The sequence below is a fragment of the Streptomyces sp. NPDC058464 genome, assembly GCF_042721035.1.
Lineage (GTDB): Bacteria > Actinomycetota > Actinomycetes > Streptomycetales > Streptomycetaceae > Streptomyces.
The window spans coordinates 42916-67560 of the sequence record NZ_JBHXMA010000017.1 but is presented as its reverse complement, the minus strand read 5'-3'; the positions used below and the strand labels follow the sequence as shown (position 1 = coordinate 67560).

16 protein-coding genes and 3 tRNA genes are annotated in these 24645 nt (G+C 72.0%); 9 read left to right on the top strand and 10 right to left on the bottom strand.

Going from position 1 to position 24645, the window contains the following annotated elements:
- Window positions 1–77 precede the first annotated feature (77 nt).
- The 3 genes from ACFWPQ_RS22835 to ACFWPQ_RS22825 all read left to right on the top strand — a co-directional run bounded on the left by ACFWPQ_RS22835 (window position 78) and on the right by ACFWPQ_RS22825 (window position 5020).
- Window positions 78–2963 (top strand): AAA family ATPase, encoded by a 2886-nt coding sequence (locus tag ACFWPQ_RS22835; RefSeq protein ID WP_384037612.1) that lies wholly within the window; start codon window positions 78–80, stop codon window positions 2961–2963.
- Between the two features lie 39 nt (window positions 2964–3002).
- Window positions 3003–3836 carry an alpha/beta hydrolase gene (locus ACFWPQ_RS22830; RefSeq protein ID WP_384037609.1) on the top strand — a complete coding sequence of 278 codons (834 nt, stop codon included), beginning with the start codon at window positions 3003–3005 and terminating at the stop codon, window positions 3834–3836.
- A gap of 86 nt (window positions 3837–3922) precedes the next feature.
- On the top strand, window positions 3923–5020 hold the full coding sequence (locus ACFWPQ_RS22825; protein WP_384037606.1) for an AI-2E family transporter: 1098 nt from the start codon (window positions 3923–3925) through the stop codon (window positions 5018–5020).
- Between the two features lie 619 nt (window positions 5021–5639).
- Here the strand turns inward: ACFWPQ_RS22825 and ACFWPQ_RS22820 are convergent.
- The 3 genes from ACFWPQ_RS22820 to ACFWPQ_RS22810 form a co-directional block, all read right to left on the bottom strand.
- Window positions 5640–5713 (bottom strand) — tRNA-Ile (locus tag ACFWPQ_RS22820).
- A gap of 189 nt (window positions 5714–5902) precedes the next feature.
- A tRNA-Asn gene (locus ACFWPQ_RS22815) sits at window positions 5903–5975 on the bottom strand.
- Between the two features lie 5 nt (window positions 5976–5980).
- Window positions 5981–6053, bottom strand: a tRNA-Asn gene (locus tag ACFWPQ_RS22810).
- A 144-nt stretch (window positions 6054–6197) separates the two neighbouring features.
- On the opposite strand from ACFWPQ_RS22810, the gene ACFWPQ_RS22805 reads away from it, so the two are divergent.
- The 4 genes from ACFWPQ_RS22805 (at window position 6198) to ACFWPQ_RS22790 (ending at window position 11958) form a co-directional block, all read left to right on the top strand.
- Complete coding sequence (locus tag ACFWPQ_RS22805) at window positions 6198–6503, top strand: YtxH domain-containing protein (RefSeq protein ID WP_384037603.1); 306 nt, start codon at window positions 6198–6200, stop codon at window positions 6501–6503.
- Between the two features lie 174 nt (window positions 6504–6677).
- Entirely contained in the window at window positions 6678–8132 is a 1455-nt protein-coding gene (locus tag ACFWPQ_RS22800) for an FGGY family carbohydrate kinase (protein ID WP_384037600.1), read from the top strand.
- A 164-nt stretch (window positions 8133–8296) separates the two neighbouring features.
- Window positions 8297–10030, top strand: coding sequence for an ABC transporter ATP-binding protein (locus ACFWPQ_RS22795; RefSeq protein ID WP_384037597.1), 1734 nt, complete (start codon window positions 8297–8299; stop codon window positions 10028–10030).
- Entirely contained in the window at window positions 10030–11958 is a 1929-nt protein-coding gene (locus ACFWPQ_RS22790) for an ABC transporter ATP-binding protein (protein ID WP_384037592.1), read from the top strand. The genes ACFWPQ_RS22795 and ACFWPQ_RS22790 overlap by 1 nt, the downstream gene beginning before the upstream one ends.
- 155 nt (window positions 11959–12113) lie before the next feature.
- Here the strand turns inward: ACFWPQ_RS22790 and ACFWPQ_RS22785 are convergent, their stop codons facing one another.
- The 5 genes from ACFWPQ_RS22785 to ACFWPQ_RS22765 form a co-directional block, all read right to left on the bottom strand.
- A complete protein-coding gene (locus ACFWPQ_RS22785; protein WP_384037589.1) occupies window positions 12114–13430 on the bottom strand; it encodes a sigma-70 family RNA polymerase sigma factor in 1317 nt (438 codons plus the stop codon).
- Window positions 13431–13533: 103 nt separating this feature from the next.
- On the bottom strand, window positions 13534–15444 hold the full coding sequence (gene dnaG / locus ACFWPQ_RS22780; protein ID WP_384037586.1) for a DNA primase: 1911 nt from the start codon (window positions 15442–15444) through the stop codon (window positions 13534–13536).
- Between the two features lie 104 nt (window positions 15445–15548).
- On the bottom strand, window positions 15549–16811 hold the full coding sequence (locus ACFWPQ_RS22775) for an NAD(P)/FAD-dependent oxidoreductase (RefSeq protein WP_384037583.1): 1263 nt from the start codon (window positions 16809–16811) through the stop codon (window positions 15549–15551).
- Between the two features lie 158 nt (window positions 16812–16969).
- A complete protein-coding gene (locus tag ACFWPQ_RS22770; protein ID WP_384037580.1) occupies window positions 16970–18250 on the bottom strand; it encodes a deoxyguanosinetriphosphate triphosphohydrolase in 1281 nt (426 codons plus the stop codon).
- 209 nt (window positions 18251–18459) lie between these two features.
- Entirely contained in the window at window positions 18460–19194 is a 735-nt protein-coding gene (locus tag ACFWPQ_RS22765) for a sirohydrochlorin chelatase (protein WP_384037577.1), read from the bottom strand.
- A 154-nt stretch (window positions 19195–19348) separates the two neighbouring features.
- On the opposite strand from ACFWPQ_RS22765, the gene ACFWPQ_RS22760 reads away from it, so the two are divergent.
- The gene (locus tag ACFWPQ_RS22760; RefSeq protein WP_384037574.1) at window positions 19349–20044 is read left to right on the top strand and encodes a vancomycin high temperature exclusion protein; all 696 of its coding nucleotides are present in this window, start codon (window positions 19349–19351) and stop codon (window positions 20042–20044) included.
- Between the two features lie 150 nt (window positions 20045–20194).
- Here ACFWPQ_RS22760 and ACFWPQ_RS22755 read toward each other — a convergent pair whose 3' ends face one another.
- Window positions 20195–21502: an AMP-binding protein gene (locus ACFWPQ_RS22755; protein ID WP_384037570.1), complete on the bottom strand. Its 1308-nt coding sequence runs from the start codon at window positions 21500–21502 to the stop codon at window positions 20195–20197.
- An 871-nt stretch (window positions 21503–22373) separates the two neighbouring features.
- The gene (locus tag ACFWPQ_RS22750; protein ID WP_384037567.1) at window positions 22374–22808 is read right to left on the bottom strand and encodes a gamma-glutamylcyclotransferase family protein; all 435 of its coding nucleotides are present in this window, start codon (window positions 22806–22808) and stop codon (window positions 22374–22376) included.
- Between the two features lie 138 nt (window positions 22809–22946).
- Between ACFWPQ_RS22750 and ACFWPQ_RS22745 the strand changes: the two genes are divergently transcribed.
- Window positions 22947–24590 (top strand): M4 family metallopeptidase, encoded by a 1644-nt coding sequence (locus tag ACFWPQ_RS22745; RefSeq protein ID WP_384037565.1) that lies wholly within the window; start codon window positions 22947–22949, stop codon window positions 24588–24590.
- Window positions 24591–24645 lie beyond the last annotated feature (55 nt).

The window sequence follows — 24645 nt, the reverse complement described above, 5'->3', positions numbered from 1 at the left end:
GCGTCGGGCCATACGTCACCTGACGGTCTGTCCGCCGTCGCCTTCCCGGCGGCCACTGAGCATGGTGAGGAGCCTGCATGTCCATCGAGCAGTCGTCCGGGCCCGGGCCCGTCGGCGGGGATGCCGTCGGGCTACTGGGGCGATCGGCGGACCTGGAGTTCTTCGCGGAGCTGCGTCGGCGGCTGGCGGACGGGGGCGCGGGGACGGCTGTCCTGCTGGAGGGCCCGGCCGGCGTGGGGAAGACCGCGCTGCTGGAGGCCGCCGCGGGCGGCGCACGGGCCTCGGGGTTCCGGGTGCTGCGTTTCGCCGGCGTGGAGTCCGAGGTCACGCTGGCCTACTCCGGCCTGCACCAGCTGCTCTTCGGCATGCGTGACGGCTTCGACCGGCTGCCGCCGGGGCAGCGCGCGGTACTGGAGGGGATCCTCGGCAGCTCGGTGGCCCAGGCACCGCCGGAGCGTTTCGCGGCCTCCGTCGCCGTAGTCGAAGCCCTGCGGCGCACGGCGGAGGACGATCCGGTCCTCGTCGTGATCGACGACGTCCAATGGCTCGACCGGGCGAGCGGCGACGTCCTGGAGTTCGTGGCGCGCCGACTGTCCGGGCTTCCGGTGGACCTGCTGGTTGCGGGCCGGGCGGGCCATGCGCACGCGCTCGATCGGCACGGACTGCTGCGCCGGCGAGTCGAGACACTGGACGAGCGGTCCGCCGCTGCCCTGCTGCGGGCGGCCCACCCCGGGCTGGCCCCGCACGCCTCCGAACGGCTGCTCCAAGAGGCCGCGGGCAATCCCTTGGCGCTGCTGGAGCTGCCGGCCCTGCTGACCCGGGAGCAGTTCACCGGTGCCGCCCCGCTGCCGCTGTCCCTGCCCGTGGACGACCGGCTGGAGGCGCTCTTCGCTCCGCGGCTCCGTGAACTACCCGCGGCCACCTTGGAGTTGCTGCTGGTCGCCGCGCTGGAGGGGACCGGCGGACTACGCACGATCTGGGCGGCGTATCCGGGCGGGATGGAAGAGGCCGACGCCGCGCTCCTGGCCGCCGAGGAGGCAGGCCTGGTGCGGGTGGACGCACGGGCCGGCCGACTGGTCTTCCGGCATCCGCTGGTCCGCTCGGCCGTCGTACGCACCTGCCGGCCCGGTCGACGGCGGGCGGCGCACCGCGCTCTGGCCGAAGCACTGGAGCGGGACCCGGAACGCCGGATCGGGCACCTGGTCGCCGCCTCCTTGGGGCCCGAGGAGCACCTCGCGGCCGATCTGGAGCAGGCGGGGCACGCGGCGCTGGGGCGCGGCAGCGCCACCCTCGCGGTGACCGCGCTGCGCCGGGCCGCGGAGCTCAGCCCGGAGCCGGCCGAGCGCAGCCGACGGCTGGCGCACGCGGCGTACGCCGCAGCCCAGTCCGGCGCCCTCGACGTCACCGCGGTCCTCGTCGATGACGGGTACTGGGAGCGGGCCTCGCCCCAGGACACCGCGCGCGCCACCCTGGCCAGGGTGTACGCGCTACTGGAGACGGATGGGGACGCGACGGCCGCGCACCGGCTGCTGACCGGTGTGATCGACGGACTGCTCGCCGCCGGGACGGACGGCGCCGAGACCGGTGGTGCCGAGCCGCAGCCGTCGCCCGCTGCGGTCCGCGAGGTCGTCGGCGAACTGCAGTTCCTGCTCACGCTGGTGGCGTTCTACGCCCAGCGGACCGACCTGTGGCCGGAGGTGCTGGAACGCTGCCAGGACGCCCCCGACCAGGTGCGGCTCTACTGCCTGGCCTTCGACGCCCCGCAGGAGCGGGCGCCGGAGGTCCGGCGGCGGATCCGGCGGGCGTTCGCCGCCCTCCCGCCCGACGCGGGCCCCCGGCCGGTCACCCAGCTCTCCATGCTCAGCGTCTACTTCGACGAGGCCTCCGAGTACCGCGAGCACTGGATGCGGGTCGCCCGGCGCTCCCGGGAGGGCGGCACCTTCGTGCAGTGGTCCTACGGCACCATCCTCCTCGGTCACGAGGCCTTCTTCGCCGGCCGTTTCACCGAGGCCGAGGCGCTGGCCCGGGAGGGCCTGGCGATGGCGGAGGAGCTGGGGCACCGCCTCGCGGGGTTCCGGCTTGCCTCCCAGCTCGCCCTGGTGGCGGCCGTCCGGGGCGACGCCGAGACCGTCGGCACGCTCACCCGCACCATCCTCGCCTGGAGCGAACCGCGCCGGCTGGGCCTGCTCCAGGTATCGGCCCGGCAGGCCCGCGCGCTGCTCGCCCTGGGGCAGGGGGACTACGAGACGGCGTACCGCGACTGCGCGCTGGTCAGCCCGCCCGGAACCCTCCCCCCGCTCAACCCGCGCGCGATCTGGTCGGTGTACGACCTGGTGGAGGCGGCCGTGTACACGGGCAGGACCGCCGAGGCACGCGTCCACGTCGCGATGGCGCGGAGCGCGTGTCTCGGTGAACTCTCGCCTCGGCTTGCGCTGTTGACACACGCGGCGGCGGCCCTCGCCGGTCCGGTGGAGACGGCCGAGGCCGGATTCCGGCGGGCGCTGGCGGTCGCCGACGTCCACGCCCCCTTCGACCGGGCCCGGGTCCAGCTCGCCTTCGGCCGTTGGCTGCGCGCCCACGGCCGCGACCCGGAGGCCGCCCGCGAGCACCTGACGGCCGCACTGCACACGCTGGAGGAGCTGGGCGCCGCGCCCTGGGCCTCCGCGGCCGGTACGGAGCTCGCCGCCCTGACGCCGCCGGCGGAGCCGGAACCACTCGGCGAGGAAGGCCTGTTGACCCCCCAGGAACTCCAGATCGCCGACCTGGCGGCCACCGGACTCAGCAACAAGGAGATAGGCGCCCGGCTGTACATCTCCCCGCGCACGGTCAGCACCCACCTGTACAACATCTTCCCGAAGCTGGGCATCCGCTCCCGCGCGGCGCTGCGCGACGCCCTCGGAGCCCAGGTCCGGGCGGAGTGCGGCGGAGAATACGTCGAATACGTCGACAGACCCGTCATCTGACGGTCGCGACCCGCGTCCCGCGCTTCCTAGCCTGCCGCCATGTCCGCACACGATGAACAGCAGATCCAGGCCGCCAACGACTCCGGCAGGACACCCGTGGTATTCGTCCACGGGCTGTGGCTGCTGCCCAGCAGCTGGGACCGCTGGGTGGAGTACTTCGACCAGGCGGGTTACGCCGCCGTCTCGCTCTCCTGGCCCGACGACCCGGAGACCGTGGCGGAGGCCAACAGCCACCCCGAGGTGTTCGCCGGCAAGACCGTCGGGCAGGTCGCCGACCATCTGGCGGCCCTGATCGGCCGCCTCGACCGCAAGCCCGCCGTCGTCGGCCACTCCTTCGGCGGCCTGCTCACCCAGATACTCGCCGGCCGCGGCCTGTCCGCCGCCTCGGTCGCCATCGACCCGGCCCCCTTCCGCGGCGTCCTGCCCCTGCCCGTGTCCGCGCTCCGCTCGTCCGCGCCGGTACTGAGCAACCCGGCCAACCGGCACCGGGCGGTCCCGCTCACCTTCGAGCAGTTCCGCTACGCCTTCGCCAACGCGGTCAGCGAGGAAGAGGCCAAGGAGCTCTTCGAGACGTTCGCCGTCCCGGCGCCCGGCGCCCCGATCTTCCAGGCCGCCACCGCCAACCTCAACCCCTGGACGGAGGCGAAGGTCGACACCGAGAACCCCGACCGCGGCCCGCTGCTGATCATCTCCGGCGAGAAGGACCACACCGTTCCGTGGGCCATCGCCAACGCGTCCTACAAGCAGCAGCTGCACAACCCCGGCGTCACCGAGATCACCGAGATCCCGAACCGGGGCCACGCCCTCACCATCGACAGCGGCTGGCAGGAAGTCGCGGAAACGGCCCTGACGTTCGTCCACCGCTTCGCCTGACGGGATCCCGCCCGCCGCTCTCGCCCCGAAGGGTGTGAGCGGCGGCTCGACCCCACGGCCTCCAGAGACAGGAACGCCACACCACCGTGTCCAAGTCCAACGCCCCGGCCCCGACGCCGATGCCGGCCTGGCTGCCCAGAGCGATCGCCGTCGCTCTCGTCCTCACGGCGGTGTTCGAGATGACGGTCTGGGCCGCCCGGCAGCTCGTCGGCCTCGGAGTGCTGCTGCTGGTCTCCTTCTTCCTGTCGATGGTGATGGAGCCGGCTGTGTCGCGCCTCCAGGCCCGCGGCATGGGCCGGGCCGCCGCGACCCTGCTCGTGTTCGCGGTGACCGTGGCCTCGCTCGCCGGTTTCGCCACCGCCGTGCTCACCCTGCTGATCGACCAGACGGCCGAGGTCTCGCACCGACTGCCGGCACTGCTCGCCACCTTTGTCGAACGGATCAACGACACCTTCGGCACGAGCCTCACCACCGACCGCCTGACCGACGACACGGGAACCGTCGAGACGTACGCCCGGCAGGCCGCCGACCACCTCTGGGGGCTGTCCACCACCGTCGTCGGCGGGGTCTTCGACCTGCTCACCGTCGGGCTCTTCGCGTACTACTTCACCGCCGACGGCCCCCGCCTGCGCCGCTCAGCCCTGTCGCTGCTCCCTCCGCAACGGCAGCCGGCCGCGCACCGTGCCTGGACCGTCGCCTTGGCCAAGACCGGCGGCTACATGTACTCAAGGGCCCTGCTCGCCCTGTTCTCCACGCTCGCCCACACGGTGGCCTTCATGGTCCTCGGCATCCCGTACCCGGTGGCGCTGGGTATATGGGTGGGCGTCATCTCGCAGTTCGTGCCCACAGTCGGAACGTACGTGGCCGCGGCCCTGCCGACGCTGGTGGCGCTGACGGTCGAGCCCATGGACGCCCTGTGGGTGATCGTCTTCGCGACGGCGTACCAGCAGGTGGAGAACTACGCCCTGCAGCCGCGTATCACCGCCCGCACGGTCGACGTCCATCCCGCCGTGGCCTTCGGCTCCGTACTCGCCGGAGCGGCCCTGCTCGGCGCAGTCGGTGCCATCATCGCCATCCCCACCACCGCGACCCTCCAGGCCCTGGCGGCGGCGTACCTGCCCCGCTACAAGGTCGCCCCCGCCCTGGATTCGACGGGCAACCCGCCCGAGGACCGCCCGATGTGACGGGGCGCCGACGCCGTTCAGCGGCGGCGGGGAAGACGCCGGTCCCCTGTGCCCGCTCGCGCGGCGACTCGCGTTGCCACCAGGAGCCGGGGGGGGCGCCCTGGCTCTGCTCGTTCGTCGCCGCGCCGGCATCGGGCCGCATCTCGTGGTGCCGGATCCTGGACACTCCGCGGCTGGGGCTGGGGCTGGGGCTGGCCGACGATGTTGCCGAGGTCCCCGTGGCCCAGGTCCGCCGGGTGTCGAGGACCTTGCCGAAATGGGCCGTTGGCGCGCGACCCGGCACTCGACCGGCCGCGCCGTGGAAGGCAGCCCACGCCGCGCAGTCACCAGATGTGACAACGAATCGGCCCGTCCACACCGTCAGCCTGGGCACAACTGCGCCCCCGGCCCCTGTACGGCCCTGTACGGCCCCTGGGCCTTGGCATCGGCCCTCGGGCCAGTCGCCGGGACAGCGAGCGACAACCTCGATCACTCACTCCACCGCAGGTCAGAGAGGTTCGGACTCCCCCGAGCGCCACCGGACCCCAAACCCCCGCGCAGCGGATTCAGTCCGTTCAGGCAAAGCTGACGAACCAGCACTCAAAAATGAGCGTTTTCGCAGGTCAGGGACCTGCACAGGTGGGGCGGGTGGGACTCGAACCCACGGCCGACGGATTATGAGTCCGCTGCTCTAACCGGCTGAGCTACCGCCCCATAGCGGCGTGTCGCGTACATGTGTGCGCGCCGTCTGCCGCAGCATAGCCGCTCATACGATCTCCTGCCTCGGCTGGTCGGCGAACTGCGACGTTCATGACCTTGAGGACATCCGTGCAGGCCCGGCGGTTCCCGCGGGCACGGGACGGACATGAAAAAGGACCCCATCAGGGGCCCTCGTTCAGCATGCTCCCCCGACTGGACTCGAACCAGTAACCTGCCGGTTAACAGCCGGCTGCTCTGCCAATTGAGCTACGGAGGACCGAGCTCCCCCGACTGGACTCGAACCAGTAACCTGCCGGTTAACAGCCGGCTGCTCTGCCAATTGAGCTACGGAGGAATGCCTCGTTGCATCGAACGTACCCACCTGGGTATTCGCCAGGGGGCGGGCGCTCGCTGCGACACATACATTAGCGCAAGCAGGGGGGTGCTCCGCCAATCGGTACTCCCCACGAGAATCCCCCACGAGGGAAGGGTGGCCGTCATGCGCTACAAGCTCACGTTCGTCGTCGGGCTCGCTCTGGGTTACGTGCTCGGTACCAGGGCCGGACGGGAGCGATACGAGCAGCTGAAGAAGTCGGCCCGGCAGGTCGCCCAGAACCCGGCCGTCCGCAACACCGCCGAGACCGCCGCCCAGCAGGGCCGCGTCTACGCCGGCAAGGCCTTCCACACGGTCAGCGTGAAGGTCGGCGACCACATGCCCGACTCGGTGGCGGCCCGGGTCCGCTCCCTGCGCGACCGCAACACCAACGGCGTAGCCGAGGACGACTGGGGCACGAGCAACACGTAGGCCCACTTTTCGACGCGCCCGGCTACAACCCCCTAGGGGCGCGGGCCGTGTCCGATATGCGGCTCCGCCGCGTGGGCGCGAACGGCCCCCACGCACCCGCACCCGACAGCCGGCCCTCACCCCAACGGCGCCCGTCGGCCGAACCACGGCGGAGCGTGCGGCAGAATTTCGGGCATGGGGATAGTCGCCGGGTTGGACAGCTCACCCGATTTCACTCGCATCGTGGTCTGCGACGCGGACACCGGTGCGGTGCTCCGCCAGGGATACGCACCGCACCCGGTCGACACGCCGGACGGCGCGGCGCGCCCCAGTGACGTCGACCCGCAGGCCTGGCTGCTCTCCCTCGGCGAGGCCGCCGGGGGCGGGCTCCTGGAGGGCGTGCAGGCGATCGGCGTGTCCGCGCAGCAGAACGCGCTGGTCCCGCTGGACGCGCAGGGCAACACCGTCCGTCCGGCGATGGTCGGCGGCGACAAGCGCGCCCAGGTCGCGGCCGCCGATCTCATCGACGCGCTGGGCGGCCGGGAGGCCTGGGCGCAGGCGGTCGGGTGCGTGCCGCAGGCCGCGCAGCCCGTCACCAAGCTGCGCTGGCTGGCGAAGACCGAGCCGGAGAACGCCCGGCGGACCGCCGTACTGCTGCAGGCCCACGACTGGCTGGTGTGGCAGCTGCTCGGGCGGCCGGTGCGCAGGACGACCGACCGGGGCGGGGCGTCCGGGACCGGGTACTGGTCGGCCGCCACCGGCGGCTACCGGCCCGACCTCGTCGAACTCGCCCTGGGGCACCAGACGATGCTGCCCGAGGTGATCGGGCCCTCCGACGCGGCCGGCACCACCCCGGAGGGGCTGCTGATCTCCGCGGGGACCGGCGAGACCATGGCCGCCGCCTTCGGCCTCGGGCTCGGGTTCGGGGACGCCGTGGTGTCGCTGGGCGCCTCGGGGTCGGTCATGGCCGTGCACACGGAGGCGCTCGCCGACACCTCCGGGATGATCACCTCGCTCGCCGACGCCACCGGCATGCACCTGCCGGTCGTCACCACGCTCAACGCGGTACGGGCCCTGCGCGGCACCGCCGAGCTGCTCGGGCTGTCCGACCTGGAGAGCCTCTCCGACCTGGCGATGAAGTCGACGCCGGGCTCGCACGGGCTGGTCATGCTGCCGTACCTGGAGGGCGAGCGGACGCCGAACCTGCCGCACACCGCCGGGACGCTGGCCGGGCTGCGCCGGGAGTCGATGAGGGCCGAGCATCTCGCGCGGGCCTCCTTCGAGGGCATGCTGTGCGGACTCGCCGACGCGCTGGACGTGCTGCGCAACCGGGGTGTCGAGGTGCGGCGGATCTTCCTGCTGGGGCAGGCCGCCGAGCTGCCGGCCGTACAGGCGGCGGCGCCGATGCTGTTCGGCGCGCAGGTCGTCGTACCGCAGCCCGCGGACTACGCGGCGATCGGGGCGGCCCGGCAGGCGGCCTGGGCGCTCGGGGTCTCGCAGGGGACCCTGGACCCGCGTACGCCGCCCGTGTGGCAGGGCGCGGCGGCGCAGGTCCTGGAGCCCGGTGACGAGCTGGCCGTCGGGCAGGCGGTCCGGCAGCAGTACGTCTCGGTGCGGGAGCAGACCCATCCAGGGGCGTTCCGGTCGTAAACACCACGAAGCGCACGCCTGTGTGCGCCCGCGTACGTCCGCTGTCGGGTTAATCGGTTGAGGTAACGCGGGTGGAGTGTCGGACGATAGGGGCCTAGGGCAAGCGACCCGCCTTTTTCCGGGCCAGCGACCCCGCCCCCACCGCCGACTCCGAGAGACGTAGCGTGCTCATACGACTTCTGCGGACCTATCTCAGGCCCTACAGGAAACCCATCTCCATCCTGGTGCTGCTGCAGTTCCTGCAGACCTGCGCCACCCTCTACCTGCCCACGCTCAACGCACACATCATCGACAACGGCGTCGTGAAGGGCGACACGGACTACATCCTGTCCTTCGGCGCCCTGATGATCGGCATCTCGCTCGCACAGGTCGTGTGCAACATCGGTGCGGTGTACTACGGCGCCCGGACCGCGTCGGCGCTCGGCCGGGACGTGCGGGCCGCGGTCTTCGACCGGGTGCAGTCCTTCTCGTCACGTGAGGTGGGTCACTTCGGGGCGCCCTCGCTCATCACCCGTACGACGAACGACGTACAGCAGGTCCAGATGCTGGTCCTGATGGCGTTCACGCTGATGGCGTCGGCGCCCATCATGTGTGTCGGCGGCATCGTGCTCGCCCTCGGCCTGGACGTTCCGCTGTCCGGGGTACTGGTCGCGGTGGTCCCCGTCCTCGGCATCTCCGTGGCGCTGATCGTGCGCCGGCTGCGGCCGCTGTTCCGGGCCATGCAGGTGCGGCTCGACACGGTGAACCGGGTGCTGCGCGAGCAGATCACCGGCAACCGGGTGATCCGCGCGTTCGTGCGCGACGAGTACGAGCAGGGCCGGTTCGGGAAGGCCAACAAGGACCTGACCGACATGCAGCTGGCCACCGGCAACATGCTCGCGCTGATGTTCCCGATCGTCATGACGACCGTGAACGTGTCCTCGATCGCCGTGGTGTGGTTCGGTGCCCACCGGATCGACAGCGGCCAGATGGCGATCGGTGACCTGACCGCCTTCCTCGCCTACCTCATGCAGATCGTGATGTCCGTGATGATGGCCACCTTCATGTTCATGATGGTGCCGCGCGCGGAGGTCTGCGCCGAGCGCATCGAGGAGGTCCTGGACACCGAGTCCAGCGTCGTCCCGCCGCTCGCGCCGGTCACCGAGCTGCGCCGGCACGGCCATCTGGAGATCCGGGCCGCGGGCTTCTGCTACCCGGGTGCCGAGGAGCCGGTGCTCAAGGCCGTCGACCTGGTGGCCCGGCCCGGCGAGGTGACCGCCGTGATCGGCTCCACCGGCAGCGGCAAGTCCACCCTGCTCGGCCTGGTGGCGCGCCTCTTCGACGCCACCGACGGCCAGGTCCTGGTGGACGGGGAGGACGTCTCCGGCCTCGAACCGAAGCTGCTCGCGAAGACCGTCGGCCTGGTCCCGCAGAAGCCGTACCTGTTCGCGGGGACGGTGGCGACCAACCTGCGGTACGGCAATCCGGACGCCACCGACGAGGAGCTGTGGCAGGCGCTGGAGGTGGCGCAGGCCAAGGGCTTCGTCTCCGACCTGGAGGGCGGGCTGAACGCGCCCATCGCCCAGGGCGGTACGAACGTGTCCGGCGGCCAGCGGCAGCGGCTCGCCATCGCCCGCACGCTCGTGCAGCGCCCGGAGATCTACCTCTTCGACGACTCCTTCTCCGCCCTCGACTACGCGACCGACGCCGCCCTGCGCGCCGCGCTCGCCCAGGAGACGGCCGAGGCGACCGTCGTCATCGTCGCCCAGCGGGTGGCGACCATCAGAGACGCCGACCGGATCGTCGTCCTCGACGAGGGACGTGTCGTCGGCACCGGCCGCCACCACGAACTGATGGACGGCAACGAGACCTACCGGGAGATCGTGCTCTCCCAGCTGACGGAAGCGGAGGCTGCCTGATGGCCGGGCCCATGGGACGCATGATGGCCGGGGGCGGCCCCGACCAGCGCTCGATGGACTTCAAGAACTCGGGCAAACGGCTCCTCGCCCGGTTCAAACCCGAACAGTTCACGATCTACCTGCTGCTGTTCTGCGTGGTCGTGAGCGTCACCCTCAACGTGATCGGCCCCAAGATCCTCGGCAAGGCCACCGACCTGGTCTTCGCCGGTGTCATCGGCAAGCAGATGCCGGCCGGCACCACCAAGGAGCAGGTGCTCCAGGGCATGCACGAGCGCGGTCAGGACACCGTCGCCGACATGCTCAGGAGCACCGACTTCACCCCGGGCAAGGGCATCGACTTCGGCCAGGTCGGCGACGTCCTGCTCTTCGCGCTCTGCACGTACCTCGTCGCCGGCCTGCTGATGGCGGTGGCGACCCGGATGGTCAACCGGGCCGTCAACCGCACGATGTACCGGATGCGCGAGGACGTCCAGTCGAAGCTGTCCCGGCTCCCGCTCTCCTACTTCGACAAGCGGCAGCGCGGCGAGGTGCTCTCCCGCGCCACCAACGACATCGACAACATCGGCCAGACGCTCCAGCAGTCGATGGGCCAGCTCATCAACTCGCTGCTCACCATCGTCGGCGTGCTCGCGGTGATGTTCTGGGTGTCCTGGATCCTCGCGCTGGTGGCCCTGGCCACCGTGCCGCTGTCCTTCCTGGTCGCCACCCGCATCGGCAAGCGCTCGCAGCCGCACTTCGTGCAGCAGTGGCGGACCACCGGCAAGCTGAACGCCCACGTCGAGGAGATGTACACCGGGCACACCCTGGTGAAGGTGTTCGGCCGGCAGGAGGAGTCGGCGCAGCAGTTCGCCGAGCAGAACGAGGCGCTGTACGAGGCCGGGTTCAAGGCGCAGTTCAACAGCGGTGTGATGCAGCCGCTGATGATGTTCGTGTCGAACCTGAACTACGTGCTGGTGGCGGTGGTGGGCGGCCTGCGGGTCGCGTCCGGCGCCCTGTCCATCGGTGACGTGCAGGCCTTCATCCAGTACTCCCGGCAGTTCTCGATGCCGCTGACCCAGGTCGCCTCCATGGCCAACCTGGTGCAGTCCGGTGTCGCCTCCGCCGAGCGGATCTTCGAACTCCTCGACGCGGAGGAGCAGACGGCCGACCCGGTGCCGGGCGAGCGCCCCGCCGAGCTGCGCGGCCGGGTGGCCCTGGAGCACGTGTCCTTCCGCTACGACCCGGAGAAGCCCCTGATCGAGGACCTCTCCCTCACGGTCGAGCCCGGCCACACGGTCGCGATCGTCGGCCCGACGGGCGCCGGCAAGACCACGCTGGTGAACCTCCTCATGCGGTTCTACGACGTCTCCGGCGGCCGGATCACCCTCGACGGCGTCGACATCACCCGCATGTCCCGGGACGAACTCCGCGCCGGGATCGGCATGGTGCTCCAGGACACCTGGCTGTTCGGCGGCTCGATCGCGGAGAACATCGCGTACGGCGCCTCTCGCGAGGTCACCCGGGGCGAGATCGAGGAGGCGGCGCGGGCGGCCCACGCGGACCGGTTCGTGCGCACCCTCCCCGAGGGCTACGACACCGTCATCGACGACGAGGGCACGGGCGTCAGCGCCGGTGAGAAGCAGCTCATCACCATCGCGCGGGCGTTCCTGTCCGACCCGACGATCCTCGTCCTCGACGAGGCGACGTCGTCCGTCGACACCCGTACCGAGGTGCTGATCCAGAAGGCGATGGCCAAACTGGCGGACGGGCGGACGTCGTTCGTCATCGCCCACCGGCTGTCGACGATCCGGGACGCGGACACCATCCTGGTGATGGAGAACGGCTCGATCGTCGAGCAGGGCGCGCACGCGGAGCTGCTGGCGGCGGACGGGGCGTACGCCCGGCTGTACAAGGCGCAGTTCGCGCAGGCGGTGGCGGAGGTGGACTGAGCGGGTGCGGCACGGGTGGGGACGCTTACCGGCGCTTGCAGGGTGCCGCGGCGCCCACCCGTGCCGCCCTGCGGCGCGCCTGCCCGCAGCCAGGTCGTGCCCCGTGAGGGGCGCGGGGAACTGCGCGAGCAACCCCCACGCACCCGCACCCGGCGTCAGTCCAGATAGCCCCTCAGCTGGTCCGCAAAGGCGTGATCCCGCAGCTTGTTCAGAGTCTTCGACTCGATCTGCCGGATCCGCTCCCGCGTCACCCCGAAGATCCGCCCTATCTCCTCCAGCGTGCGTGGCCGGCCGTCGGCCAAGCCGTACCGCAGCTGGACGACCTTCCGCTCCCGCTCCCCGAGCGTGGACAGCACCGCCTCCAGGTGCTCCCGCAGCAGCAGGAACGCCGCCGACTCCACCGGGCTCGCAGCGTCGCCGTCCTCGATGAGGTCGCCGAGGGCGACGTCGTCCTCCTCGCCCACCGGGGCGTGCAGGGACACCGGCTCCTGCGCCAGCCGCAGCACCTCGCCCACCCGTTCCGGCGCCAGGTCCAGGTGCGCGGCGACCTCGTCGGGTGTCGGCTCGTAGCCCCGCTCCTGCAGCATCCGGCGCTGGACGCGGACGACCCGGTTGATCAGCTCCACCACGTGCACGGGGACCCGGATGGTGCGGGCCTGGTCGGCCAGGGCACGGGACATGGCCTGGCGGATCCACCAGGTGGCGTACGTCGAGAACTTGTAGCCGCGGGCGTAGTCGAACTTCTCGACGGCGCGGATCAGCCCGAGGTTGCCCTCCTGCACCAGGTCGAGCATGGTCAGGCCCCGGCCGACGTACCGCTTCGCGACCGACACGACCAGCCGCAGGTTCGCCTCGATGAGGCGGCGCTTGGCCATGCGGCCCATGACGACCAGCCGGTCCAGGTCCAGCGCCAGTTCGCTGTCGAGGTCGGGGGCGCCGGCCAGCTTCTCCTCGGCGAACAGGCCGGCCTCGACGCGGCGGGCGAGTTCGACCTCCTCGGCGGCGGTGAGCAGCGGGATACGGCCGATCTCGCGCAGATACTGGCGGAACAGGTCCGAGGAGGGGCCGGCGGTGTCGGCGCGGGCGGCGGCGCGCGACGCGGCGGGCTCGGGCTCGGGCTCGGACTCCGTGTCGGGAGCGTCGGGGGCGTCGGCCGTGAGCTCCTCCGGAGCCGGGCCCTCCGGCTCGGTCTCGGGGTGCAGCGCGGCCCGGCTCTGCGGCGGTACGCCGGCATAGCCGCCGCTGTCGGCTTCCGGATCGTCCGTGAGCGTGCTGCTGCTGTCTGTCTGGGTCAGGGTCTGGGTCTGCACGGGGGCGACCTCCAGGATGATCGCTGCCAGGGGGTACGGCAGCGGTACTTCGGGAGCGGAGACGACGGCCTCGCCGCTGTCCGTCCCGTACGCGATGAGTGGAACGGCGGGGGTGTGGGACCCGTCCGGGACGGGCCGGCCGCGCTCCGAGGACTCAGGCACCGCCCCCAGTGTGGGGGAAGACACATCGCCGCCACGAGGGGCGTGCGGTGACTTTTTGCGTCCGGTCCGTGACCGCGCGGTTATCCCGTCGGCCGAGCGGGGCTCAGAGGGCGGCCGGGCCCTGCTCGCGCAGCGCCTGCCCGTACTGCTGGAGGACCCACAACTCGTTCTGCACGGAGGTGAGTTGGGCGGGGTCGCCGCCGTTGCCGAGGCGGGTGAGGGTGATCTGGATCTCGTGGATGCGGCGGTCCACGGCCCGGCGGCGGACGGTCACGAGTTGTTCGCCCGCGTAGTTCTCGTCGACGGTGCGGCGCATGATCGCCTCGACGGCGAGCTCGGTGACCATCGCCCGGACCGCGTCGTCGGCGGCCGCCTCGCGGACCCGGACCAGGTACTCCTGCGGATCCTGCACGCCGTACTCGGCGCCGCCCGCCTCCATGATGGTCTGGCGTACGGCCGCGTAGGGCTCGGCGGTGAACTCGTCGATGCCGTACGCGTCGAAGGCCGGGGAGACCAGCTCGGGGCGCTGGAGGGCGAGCTTCAGCAGCTCGCGCTCGGTGGCGAAGACGGCGTTGCGGAGGTTGAGGGCCGGGCCGGAGACGGCCGGGCGGGAGCCGCCGGTGTCATATGACGGCTGCTGCGGGCCGCGCCCCGGGGCGGAGGTCCTGCCGCCGCCCTTCTCGCGGGCCCAACGGGCCAGCTGGGCCACTCTCTTCACCACGAACTGGGTGTCGAGGATGCCGAGCATGCCGGCCAGCTGGACGGCGACCTCGTGCTGGGCACCGCTGTTCTTGATCCGGGCGACGATCGGCGCCGCCTCGTCAAGGGCGGCCGCGCGACCCGCGGGCGTGTCGAGGTCGTAGCGGGCCACGATCTGGCGGAGCGCGAACTCGAAGAGCGGGGTGCGGGGTTCGGCCAGGTCGGCGACCGCCTCGTCGCCCTTGGCGAGGCGCAGCTCGCAGGGGTCCATGCCGTCGGGGGCGATGGCGATGTACGTCTCGGCGGCGAACTTCTGGTCGTCCTCGAAGGCGCGCAGGGCCGCCTTCTGCCCGGCCGCGTCACCGTCGAAGGTGAAGATCACGCGGGCCGAGCCGTTGTCCATCAGCAGGCGCCGCAGGATCTTGATGTGCTCGCCGCCGAACGCCGTGCCGCAGGTGGCGATCGCGGTCGTCACCCCGGCCAGGTGGCAGGCCATGACGTCGGTGTAGCCCTCGACCACGACCGCGCGGCTGGCCTTCGCGATGTGCTGCTTGGCGAGGTCGATGCCGTAGAGGACCTGGGACTTCTTGTAGATCGCGGTCTCGGGCGTGTTGAGGTACTTGGGCCCGTTGTCCGCCTCGTACAGCTTGCGGGCGCCGAAGCCGACGACCTCGCCGCCGATGTCCCGGATCGGCCACATCAGGCGGCCCCGGAACCGGTCGATGGGCCCGCGCCGCCCTTCCTGCGACAGCCCGGACAGCAACAGTTCCTTGTCGGTGAAGCCCTGGCCGCGCAGATAGCGGGTGAGGTGGTCCCAGCCCTGCGGGCTGTAGCCGACGCCGAAGTGGACGGCGGCGGCCTGGTCGAAGCCGCGCTCGGCGAGGAAGAGCCGGCCGGTCTCGGCCTCGGGGCTGGTGGCGAGCTGCTCCGCGTACCAGACCGCGGCGATCTTGTGCGCCTCGACCAGCCGGATCCGCTCGCCGCGCTGGTGGGCCGGGTTGTACCCGCCCTCCTCGTAGCGCAGGGTGATGCCGGCCAGGCCGGCCAGCCGCTCCACCGCCTCAGAGAAGGAGAGGTGGTCCACCTTCATGACGAAGGTGAGGGTGTCGCCGCCCTCCTGGCAGCCGAAGCAGTGGAAGAGTCCCTTGCTCGGGCTGACCTGGAAGGACGGCGACTTCTCGTCGTGGAACGGGCACAGTCCCTTGAGGTTCCCGCCGCCCGCGTTGCGCAGCTGGAGGTACTCGGACACGACGGCGTCGATCGGGACCGCGTCCCGTACCGCCTTCACATCCTCGTCATTGATCCGTCCGGCCACGGATGAATTCTACGGTCACCGAAGCGCCCCAAAGGGGCGCGGGGAACTGCGCGACCAGCCCCCCACGCACCCGCACCCGCGAGACGACAGACCCCGGCAACCCTTTAGACGAGCGATTCCAACGGCACATGCGGATCCGCCAACGCGTCCGTGTCCACCACAGCCCCCGAAGTGATCAGCTTCTGGATCGGCTCTGTGACATCCCACACGTTCACGTTCATCCCGGCCAGCACCCGCCCCTCCTTCACCCAGAACGCGATGAACTCCCGCTTCCCCGCGTCCCCCCGGATCACCACCTGGTCGTACGACCCCGGCGGCGCCCACCCGCTGTACTCCATGCCCAGGTCGTACTGGTCGGTGAAGAAGTAGGGCACCCGGTCGTACGCGACGTCCTGCCCCAGCATCGAGCGGGCCGCCGCCGGGCCGCCGTTCAGCGCGTTGGCCCAGTGCTCCACGCGGAGCCTCGTGCCGAACAGCGCGTGCGGGAAGGCGGCCACGTCGCCGGCCGCGTAGATGTCCGGGTCGGAGGTCCGCAGCCGTTCGTCGACGACGACGCCCCCGCCCTGCGCCCGGTCGGCCAGCTCCAGCCCGGCCGCCTCGGCCAGCCCGACCCGCGGCGCGGCGCCGATCGCGGCGAGCACGTCGTGGGCCGGGTGCTCCTCGCCGTCGTCGGTGCGCGCGGCGAGCACCATGCCGTCCTGGCCGACGATCTCGGTGAGCCGCACCCCGAAGCGGAACCGGACCCCGTGCTCCTCGTGCAGCTGCGCGAAGACGTTGCCCAGTTCGGGTCCGAGGACGCTGTGCAGCGGAGTCTGCCCGTGCTCGATGACGGTGGCCTCGGCACCGTACGTCCGGGCCGCCGCCGCGACCTCCAGGCCGATCCAGCCGGCGCCCGCGATGACCAGGTGCCCGTTGTCCCGGCCGAGGGCGGCGAGGACGCCCTTGAGGCGCTCGGCGTGCGCGAGGCGGCGCAGGTGGTGGACGCCGGCCAGGTCGGTGCCGGGGATGTCGAGGCGGCGGGGCTCCGCTCCGGTGGCGAGCAGCAGCTTGTCGTAGCGGACCAGCGTGCCGTCGTCGCCGAACCGGACGGTCTTCGCGGCGCGGTCGATGCGGTCGACGGTCTGGCCGAGGTGCAGTTCGATGTCGTGCTGCGCGTACCAGGCGGGCTCGTGCACGAAGACGCTGTCGCGTTCCTCCTTGCCGAGCAGGTATCCCTTGGAGAGCGGCGGGCGCTCGTACGGGTGGTCGCGTTCGTCGCAGATCAGTATCACCCGGCCGCTGAAGCCCTCGGCTCGGAGCGTCTCGGCCGCCTTCGCGCCGGCGAGTCCGCCTCCGACGATGACGAAAGTCTGGTCCGCGTCGACCACTTGATGCCTCCTCGTAAGGGTGCCGCCACATATGCCGCCCACATGCGCCGCACTGTGAGCCTCCCGCACGCAGCGTGATGCGGGAAGAGGGAATGACCCCCGCTGACGCGATCTTGCCCCGATCAGGCCACCGAGGGTCGCAGAGAGTCACAAAGTGTTCACATACGTCCCGTCAGTCGCGCGTGCAGCGACTGCGCGGAGGCGTCGGTGAGCGACGCGATCTGATCGACGATCACCCGCTTGCGGGCGTGGTCGTCACCGGCCGCGTCGAACAGCGTCCGGAACTGCGGGTCGAGCCCGTCCGGCGCGCGGGCGGTGAGCGCCTCGGCGAGTTCGGCGACGACGACCCGCTGGTCGGCACGGAGCCGCTCCTGCTCGGCGCGCTGCATGACGTACCGGTGGGCGATGGCCTTGAGTACCGCGCACTCCATTCTGGTCTCGCGCGGTACGACGAGTTCCGCGCCGTACCGGGTGAGCCGGCCGGTGCCGTAGGCCTCGCGGGTGGCGCCCTCCGCGGCCAGGCAGAACCGGCCGATGAGCTGGCTGGTGGCGTCCTTGAGGCGGGCCTGGGCGACCGCGGTGCCGTCGTAGCCGTGCGGCCACCACTCCTCGTCCTGGAGCCGGTCGAGGGCGGCGGCGAGTTCGGCGGGGTCGGTGTCGGCGGGCACGTACAGGCCGACGGCGACGGCGAACACCGCCTGCCGTTCCGGCTCCGCGTGCAGGCAGTCGGGGTCGATGTGACCGGCGTGCAGGCCGTCCTCGACGTCGTGCACGGAGTACGCGACGTCGTCCGACCAGTCCATGACCTGGGCCTCGAAGCAGGTCCGGGTGCCGGGGGCCTCCTTGCGGACCCAGTCGAAGACCGGCCGGTCGTCCTCGTACACACCGAACTTGGGCGAGGCCGGCGCGGTGGGGTGCGCGCCGCGCGGCCACGGGTACTTGGTGGCGGCGTCCAGGGCGGCGCGGGTGAGGTTGAGGCCGACGGAGCCCTCGGGGGTGAACCGCTTGGGCTCGATGCGGGTGAGGAGCCGCAGGGACTGGGCGTTGCCCTCGAAGCCGCCGCAGTCGTCCGCGAACTCGTTCAGCGCCTGTTCGCCGTTGTGGCCGAAGGGCGGGTGGCCGAGGTCGTGGGAGAGGCAGGCGGCCTCCACGAGGTCGGGGTCGCAGCCGAGGGCGGCGCCCAGCTCCCGGCCGACCTGGGCGCATTCGAGGGAGTGGGTGAGGCGGGTGCGGGGGCTGGCGTCCCATGCCTGGGCGGGGGTGCCGGGGGTGACGACCTGGGTCTTGCCGGCGAGCCTTCTCAGGGCGGCGGAGTGCAGGATGCGGGCGCGGTCGCGCTGGAAGGCGGTGCGGCCGGGGCGTTTGTCGGGTTCGGGGGCCCAGCGGTCGGCTGACGCCGGGTCGTAGGCCGAAGAGGGTGCGGGTGCGGGGACTGCCATGGTTCGACAGTACGGGGCGGTAGTGACAAATGGGTGTTTGGTGGGCCTACCCGTCTGCCGGGTTGGGTTGCGGGTGCGGGTGCGGGTGCGTTGTGGTTGATCGCATAGTTCCCCGCGCCCCTTTTAGGTCGGCCCAGTGGACCCACCTTCTTGGGGGCGCGGGGAACTGCGCGACAAGCCCCCACGGACCCGCAGCCGCAAACGCACCCCTAGGCGGCTACCGTCACCGGCGTTCCCAGTGCCCGCTCGTAGCGGTGGAGGATCAGCTCGGCCATCGCGTCGTGGGCTCCCAGCGGGGCCGCCGCGATCCACGGGGCGTGTGCCGCGCACTCCGTCGCGAAGCGGCCCGGGGCCGTGAAGTAGGAGGCGAGGGCGATGCGGTGGCGGCCCCGCGCACGCAGAGTGGTGACCGCTTCCTGGACCGTCGGCGCGGCCGCGGAGGCGTAGGCCGGGAGGACCGGGACGCCCAGGCGGGCGGCGAGGAGGTCGGCCATGCGGCTGGTGTCGACCCTGGCGTCGGGGTCGCGGGAGCCGGCCGCCGCCAGGACCACGGCGCTCGCGGGGCGGGGACGCCAGCCCGCCTCCAGCAGGCGGGCGTGCAGGACGTCGGCCAGGAGAGGGTGCGGGCCCAGCGGGGCGGCGATGCGCGTCCGGGCGTCGGCGGCGGCCGCCAGCTCCGGGATGTCCCGCTTGACGTGGTAGCCACGGCCGAGGAGGAGCGGGACGAGGACGGCCTCGGTGTTCCCGAGGGCGGCGAGGGTGTCCGGGAGCAGCGGCTCGTTCAGTTCGATGTGACCGAGGTGCACGGACAGCCCGGGGCGCAGCGCGCGCACCCGGTCCATGAGCGTCCGCACGGTGCTGAGCGCGCGCGGGTCGCGGCTGCCGTGGGCCACCAGGACCAGGGCGGGCGGGCCGGGGCGCGGGGAGAGGTCGGTCACCGTCATGCGAGGATCCTCGCCGGGAGAGGTTGCACGCCCGTTGCCTGACCGTCACGAGTCTTTTCGGGCGCATCACGGCACGAACCAGCACGCTGTGAGCGAACCGGAGCGTCCCGCGCTGCGTCCTCCAAGGTCGAAGCCCACAGGGGGGAACACGCGTATGAAGATCCGCCGGCCGCGACTGCCGCGGACCCGTGCCGGTCGGCGGCGCCTGGTGCAGGGTGTGATGGCCGGATGCGTGCTGGCGCTGCTGCCGGCCACCTGGCTGTACGTCTCGACGGAGGGCCGGCTGCGCACGGTGGCGGACGTGCCCCGCACCGACGTCGCCGTCGTCTTCGGCGCGGGCCTGTGGGACGGGGAGCCGTCGCCGTACCTCGCCAACCGCCTGAACGCTGCGGCCACCCTCTACAAGGAGGGCCGTATCAAGGTGGTCCTCGTCACCGGCGACAACAGCCGCAAGGACTACGACGAGCCGGACGCCATGCGCACCTACCTGACCGCGCACGGCGTCCCCGGCAAACGCATCGTCAGCGACTACGCCGGCTTCGACACCTGGGACTCCTGCGTCCGCGCGAAGAAGATCTTCGGCGTGGACCGGGCGGTGCTGATCAGCCAGGGGTTCCACATCCGGCGGGCGGTCGCGCTGTGCGAGGCGGCCGGGGTGACGTCGTACGGGATCGGCGTCGACGCCAAGCACGACGCCACCTGGTACTACGGCGGGACCCGGGAGGTCTTCGCGGCGGGGAAGGCGGCCCTGGACGCGATCTTCGAGCCGAACCCCCAGTTCCTGGGGAAGAAGGAACCGGGGGTGGCTGAGGCCCTGGCGGCGGCGCACCGAGCGGGCAGTGCCCAGTAAGGGGCGCTGGGGGTACCCCCGGCCGAAGGCTGGGGGAGGAACTGCGCGACCAGCCACGACGGCGCCGCAGACGGCAGACGGCAGACGGCAGGGCAGACGGCAGATCGCGGCGCTTCCAGCGGAACGCTCAGGAGCGCCGCGCCGTCGTCCTCAGCGGGTGACCGCGGCCGTGCCCACCGTGCGTTCCCCGGCGAGCCGCAGCAGCGCCCGCGCGTCGGGAAACCCGGGCCGGTAGGCGGCGCGGGCGAGGTGTTCGAGGCCGCCGTCGGGGGTCCAGCGCCCGAGGTCGCGGGTGCGGAACATGGCGCGGCCCTCGCCGAGGAACGGGTCGAGGGCGTACCGCTCGGCGTTCAGTGCGTCGTCGCCGAGGTAGCCGGCCGAGACGCAGTCGCCGCCCACCCACACCTCGCCTGCCTCGCCCATGGGCAGCGGGCGGCGGTCGGCGCCGAGGACGTACACCGTGCTGTTGGGGGTGGGACGGCCGGTGGCCGGCCGCCCGGCGACCGGCGCGTGGCGGCCCATGGTGGTGACGACGGTCGCCTCGGCCGACCCCCGGCAGTGGAAGAGGGCGGCCCGGCTCGACCAGCGGTCGGCGAGCGGGCGCGGGCAGGATCCCCCGGCGACGGCGACCGCGCGGACGCGCGGGCATTCGTCGGGGTCGATGCCGGACAGCAGGGCCGGGGTGGTGATCAGGACGGTCGCGGTGCGGGCCGCGGCGTCGGTGTCCCTGCCGCCGATGGTCAGGGTGGCGCCGTGGGTGAGGCAGCCGAGGATCTCCCAGGCGGCCATGTCGGAGGCGATGCCGAGGAGTTGGGCGACCCGGTCGCCGGGGCGGATGCAGAGCCCGCCGGGTTCGGTGAGCAGCAGGTTGGCGATGTTGCGGTGGGTGAGCTTCACGCCGTGGCGGCGGCCGGTGGTACCGGGGACGAAGAGGACACAGCAGCCGTCGTCGGGGTGCGGCGGCAGCAGCGGCACGGGGCCGGGATCGTGGGGCGCCGGGTCGTCGAGGGCGATCAGCCGGTGGCCGCCGGGGAGGGGGACGCGCGGGGCGTGTTCCTTCTGGGTGAGGATCACCCGGGTGCCGGCGGTGCGGATGACGTGGGCGAGCTGGGCCGGGGGTGTGCGGCCGATGTCCTGCGGGACGTAGGCGGCGCCCGCCTTGAGGACGGCGAACAGGCCGACCAGCATCGGGATGGAGCGGCGGGCGAACAGGCCGACGTGGTCGCCGGGGCGGACGCCCTCGCGGACCAGGCGGGCGGCGAGGGCACCGGCGTAGCGGTCGAGTTCGCCGTAGGTGAGGGTCGCGCCGTGGTGTTCGGCGGCGACGGCATGGGGGTGGACGATCGCATGCCGCTCGATGGCACGGTGGACGAGCGGTTCGTGGACGGGTACGTCGGCGCCGCGGCCGTACTGCCAGAAGAGGTGCTGGTCGCGGGGGGTGAGGTGGCGCAGAGGCATGGCTCGGGGACCTCCTGGCTGGCTCTTTCGAGTGGGGGAGGCCGAGTCCGGGAGCGGCGGGGGCCCGGTCAGGGCGGTGTGTCGAGCGGTATGCGTGTGTGTGGGGGGGGCGGAGTTCTACGGGGTCCTGCGAGGTCTGGCGGGGTTCAGCGGGGTCTGGCGGGGTTCAGCGGGGTCTGGCGGGATCCTGCGGGGTTCTGCGGTCTTGCGGTCCTGCGGTCCTGCGGTCCTGCGGTCCTGCGGTCCTGCGGTCCTGCGGGGCGGCCGACGGTCCTGCGGGGCGGCGGTGGCAGACGACGACTGTAGTCGTGCCCCTTGGCGTCTCAAACGGGGCGGGACCGGCCAACAGGGGTGGGAAATGAGCCACCCACGGGGTCCTGTGCCACAGGGGCCGCGGTGGACCGGCCGTCGGGGGCGAAGACGGGCCGACGTGGGCGGACGTGGGCCGACATGGGCGAACGTGGGTCGGCACGGGCCGGGACGAGGTCCCGGCCCGGCCCGGCGTGGGGCCCGTACCGGCCCGATTCCGGCGCGGACCGGCCTCGTAGGGGCCCGGTGCCGGGGGGCGCCGTTCCGGTATCGGTTCTCACGATGGCTGGGATGCGGCTGGGAGTTGGCCGTTTCGGCCGCGCAACAGGGGTCCGTCACGGGACGTAACACACCGGCAGCACGCTGGGCGACGTGGAGACCGCCTCGACGCCCACCCACACCCGTACCGCGACCCGCGGTACGGGATGGTCCTGTCGCCCCTGCCCACCGGGGGGCGTCGAGGCCTCCGGCACGTACGGCGGGCCGTGAGCCAGCGAGCCCCCGCACCGCCTCCGCACCGCCCCCCGCCCCCGCGCCGCACCGCCCCGCCCGCCTCTGCCCGTCAGCGGTGGGCCAGCCAGTCGCCGCCGTCGATGCGCCGGCCGTCGGCGCGCAGTCTCCCGGCCACGACGGGCCCGGCGACGTACACCCAGGCCCGGACCGCCGCCCCGTCCCGCAGCCGTACGACGTCCCGCGCGACGCGTACGTACAGGCTCGCCGGGTCCTGCGGCACGCACTCCTCCAACTCGTCGAGTTCCAGGAGGAGTCGGTCGTACGACTCGGGGCGCGCGGTGACGAGTTCGCCGCGCACCGCCGCCGGCCCCGACTCCTCGACGACGTAGGGATAGCCGGGCCCGTCGTAGAGCAGCGCGCCGTCGAGGCGGCCGGGCTCCTCGGTCCGGGTCCGTCCCCGCAGGAACGCGTCGTGGTTGATCTCGCCGGGGCGGAGCGTGCCGTAGACGAAGAACGGGAGGTGGTGGGGGTCGCGGGTGGTCACAGGAAGGATTCTGCACCCCCTCCGTCTCCACACACATCTCCATGGAGGCGCTATGGACATGACTTGTCATGGCCTCTTAAATCTCAGTCGTCATCAGCGCCACCCCCACGCCTTCGAGGCGCATCTCCAAGGAGACCGATGAGCCGGACCCGGAAAACCCGAGTTTCCCGTCTCGCCACCGCCGGCGTCGCCGCCACCACCGCGACCCTGCTGGCCGCCGCGCTCTCCCCCGCCGCCCACGCCGACGCCAGGCCGACCCGGGCCACCGCCATCGCGAACGCGGCGCAGGCACTCGTCCAGCACGCCACCGCCCTGGGCCTCACGTCCGCCGAGAGCACCTCGGTCCGGGACGTGATCGTGGACAAGAACGGTACCCAGCACGTCCGTTACGACCGCACCTACCGGCAACTCCCCGTGCTCGGCGGCGACTTCGTCGTCCACCTCAAGTCGGACGGCGCGTACCGAAGCGCCGACCGCGCGACGCGCGCCAAGATATCCCTCGCCTCGATCGCCCCGGACGTCTCCGCCCCGAAGGCCGCCGACCTCGCGGTGAACGCGCTGCGGGCGGCGAACCTCGGCCACGCGCTGAAGCAGGTGCAGGCCAAGCCGCAGCTGGTCGTCGACGCCCTGCACGGCACCCCGAGGCTGGCCTGGCGCACCAACGCCGTCGGCAAGGACTCGCTCGGCAACCCGGTCGCCCGCACGGTGCTGACGGACGCCCGCACCGGCGCCCAGATCGACGCCTGGGACAGCATCGAGACGGCGACCGGCGACGGCAAGTCGCTGTACAGCGGCACGGTCCCGCTGGAGACGACGCTCTCCGGATCGTCGTACAACCTCACGGACCCGACGCGCGGCAACACGTTCACCGGGGACGCGGCCAACAAGACCGACCTGTGCATCTTCGGCATCTGCATCAGCCGGGCGCCCAACACGGTGTTCACGGATGCCGACAACCACTGGGGCACGGGAGCCACTTCCGACCGCTCCTCGGCGGCGGTCGACGCCCAGTACGGCACCAACGAGACCTGGGACTACTACAAGAACGTCCACGGCCGCAACGGCATCGCGGGCGACGGCAAGGGCTCGTACAACCGCGTCCACTACGGCAACAGCTACAACAACGCCTTCTGGGACGACAGTTGCTTCTGCATGACGTACGGCGACGGTGACGGGACGACCTTCGGCCCACTGGTGGCCCTCGACGTGGCCGGCCACGAGATGACCCACGGCGTCACCTCGAAGACGGCAGCGCTGACCTACTCCGGCGAGTCCGGCGGTCTGAACGAGGCGACCTCCGACATCCTCGGCACGCTGGTGGAGTGGTACGCGAACAACTCCTCCGACCTGGGCGACTACCTGATCGGCGAGAAGATCGTCAAGTCCGGCTTCGGCAAGGCGGCGCTGCGGTTCATGGACCAGCCGTCGAAGGACGGGAGTTCGGCGAACTACTGGAGTTCGTCGGTGGGCAATCTGGACGTCCACTACTCCTCCGGCGTCGCCAACCACTTCGCGTACTTGCTGGCGGAGGGCAGTGGCGCGAAGACCATCAACGGCGTGAGCTACAACTCCCCGACGTACAACGGCTCGACGGTCACCGGCATCGGCCGCGACAAGCTGGGCGCGATCTGGTACCGCGCGCTGACGGTCTACATGACGTCCTCGACGAACTACGCGGGCGCCCGCACGGCAACCCTCAACGCGGCGAAGGACCTGTACGGCAACGGCAGCACGGAGTACAACGCGGTGGCGGCGGCGTGGAGCGCGGTGAACGTGAACTGAGCAGCGGCGCTTCAGATGCATGACGGCGGCCGCCCCGGTGTCCCGGTATCCCGGT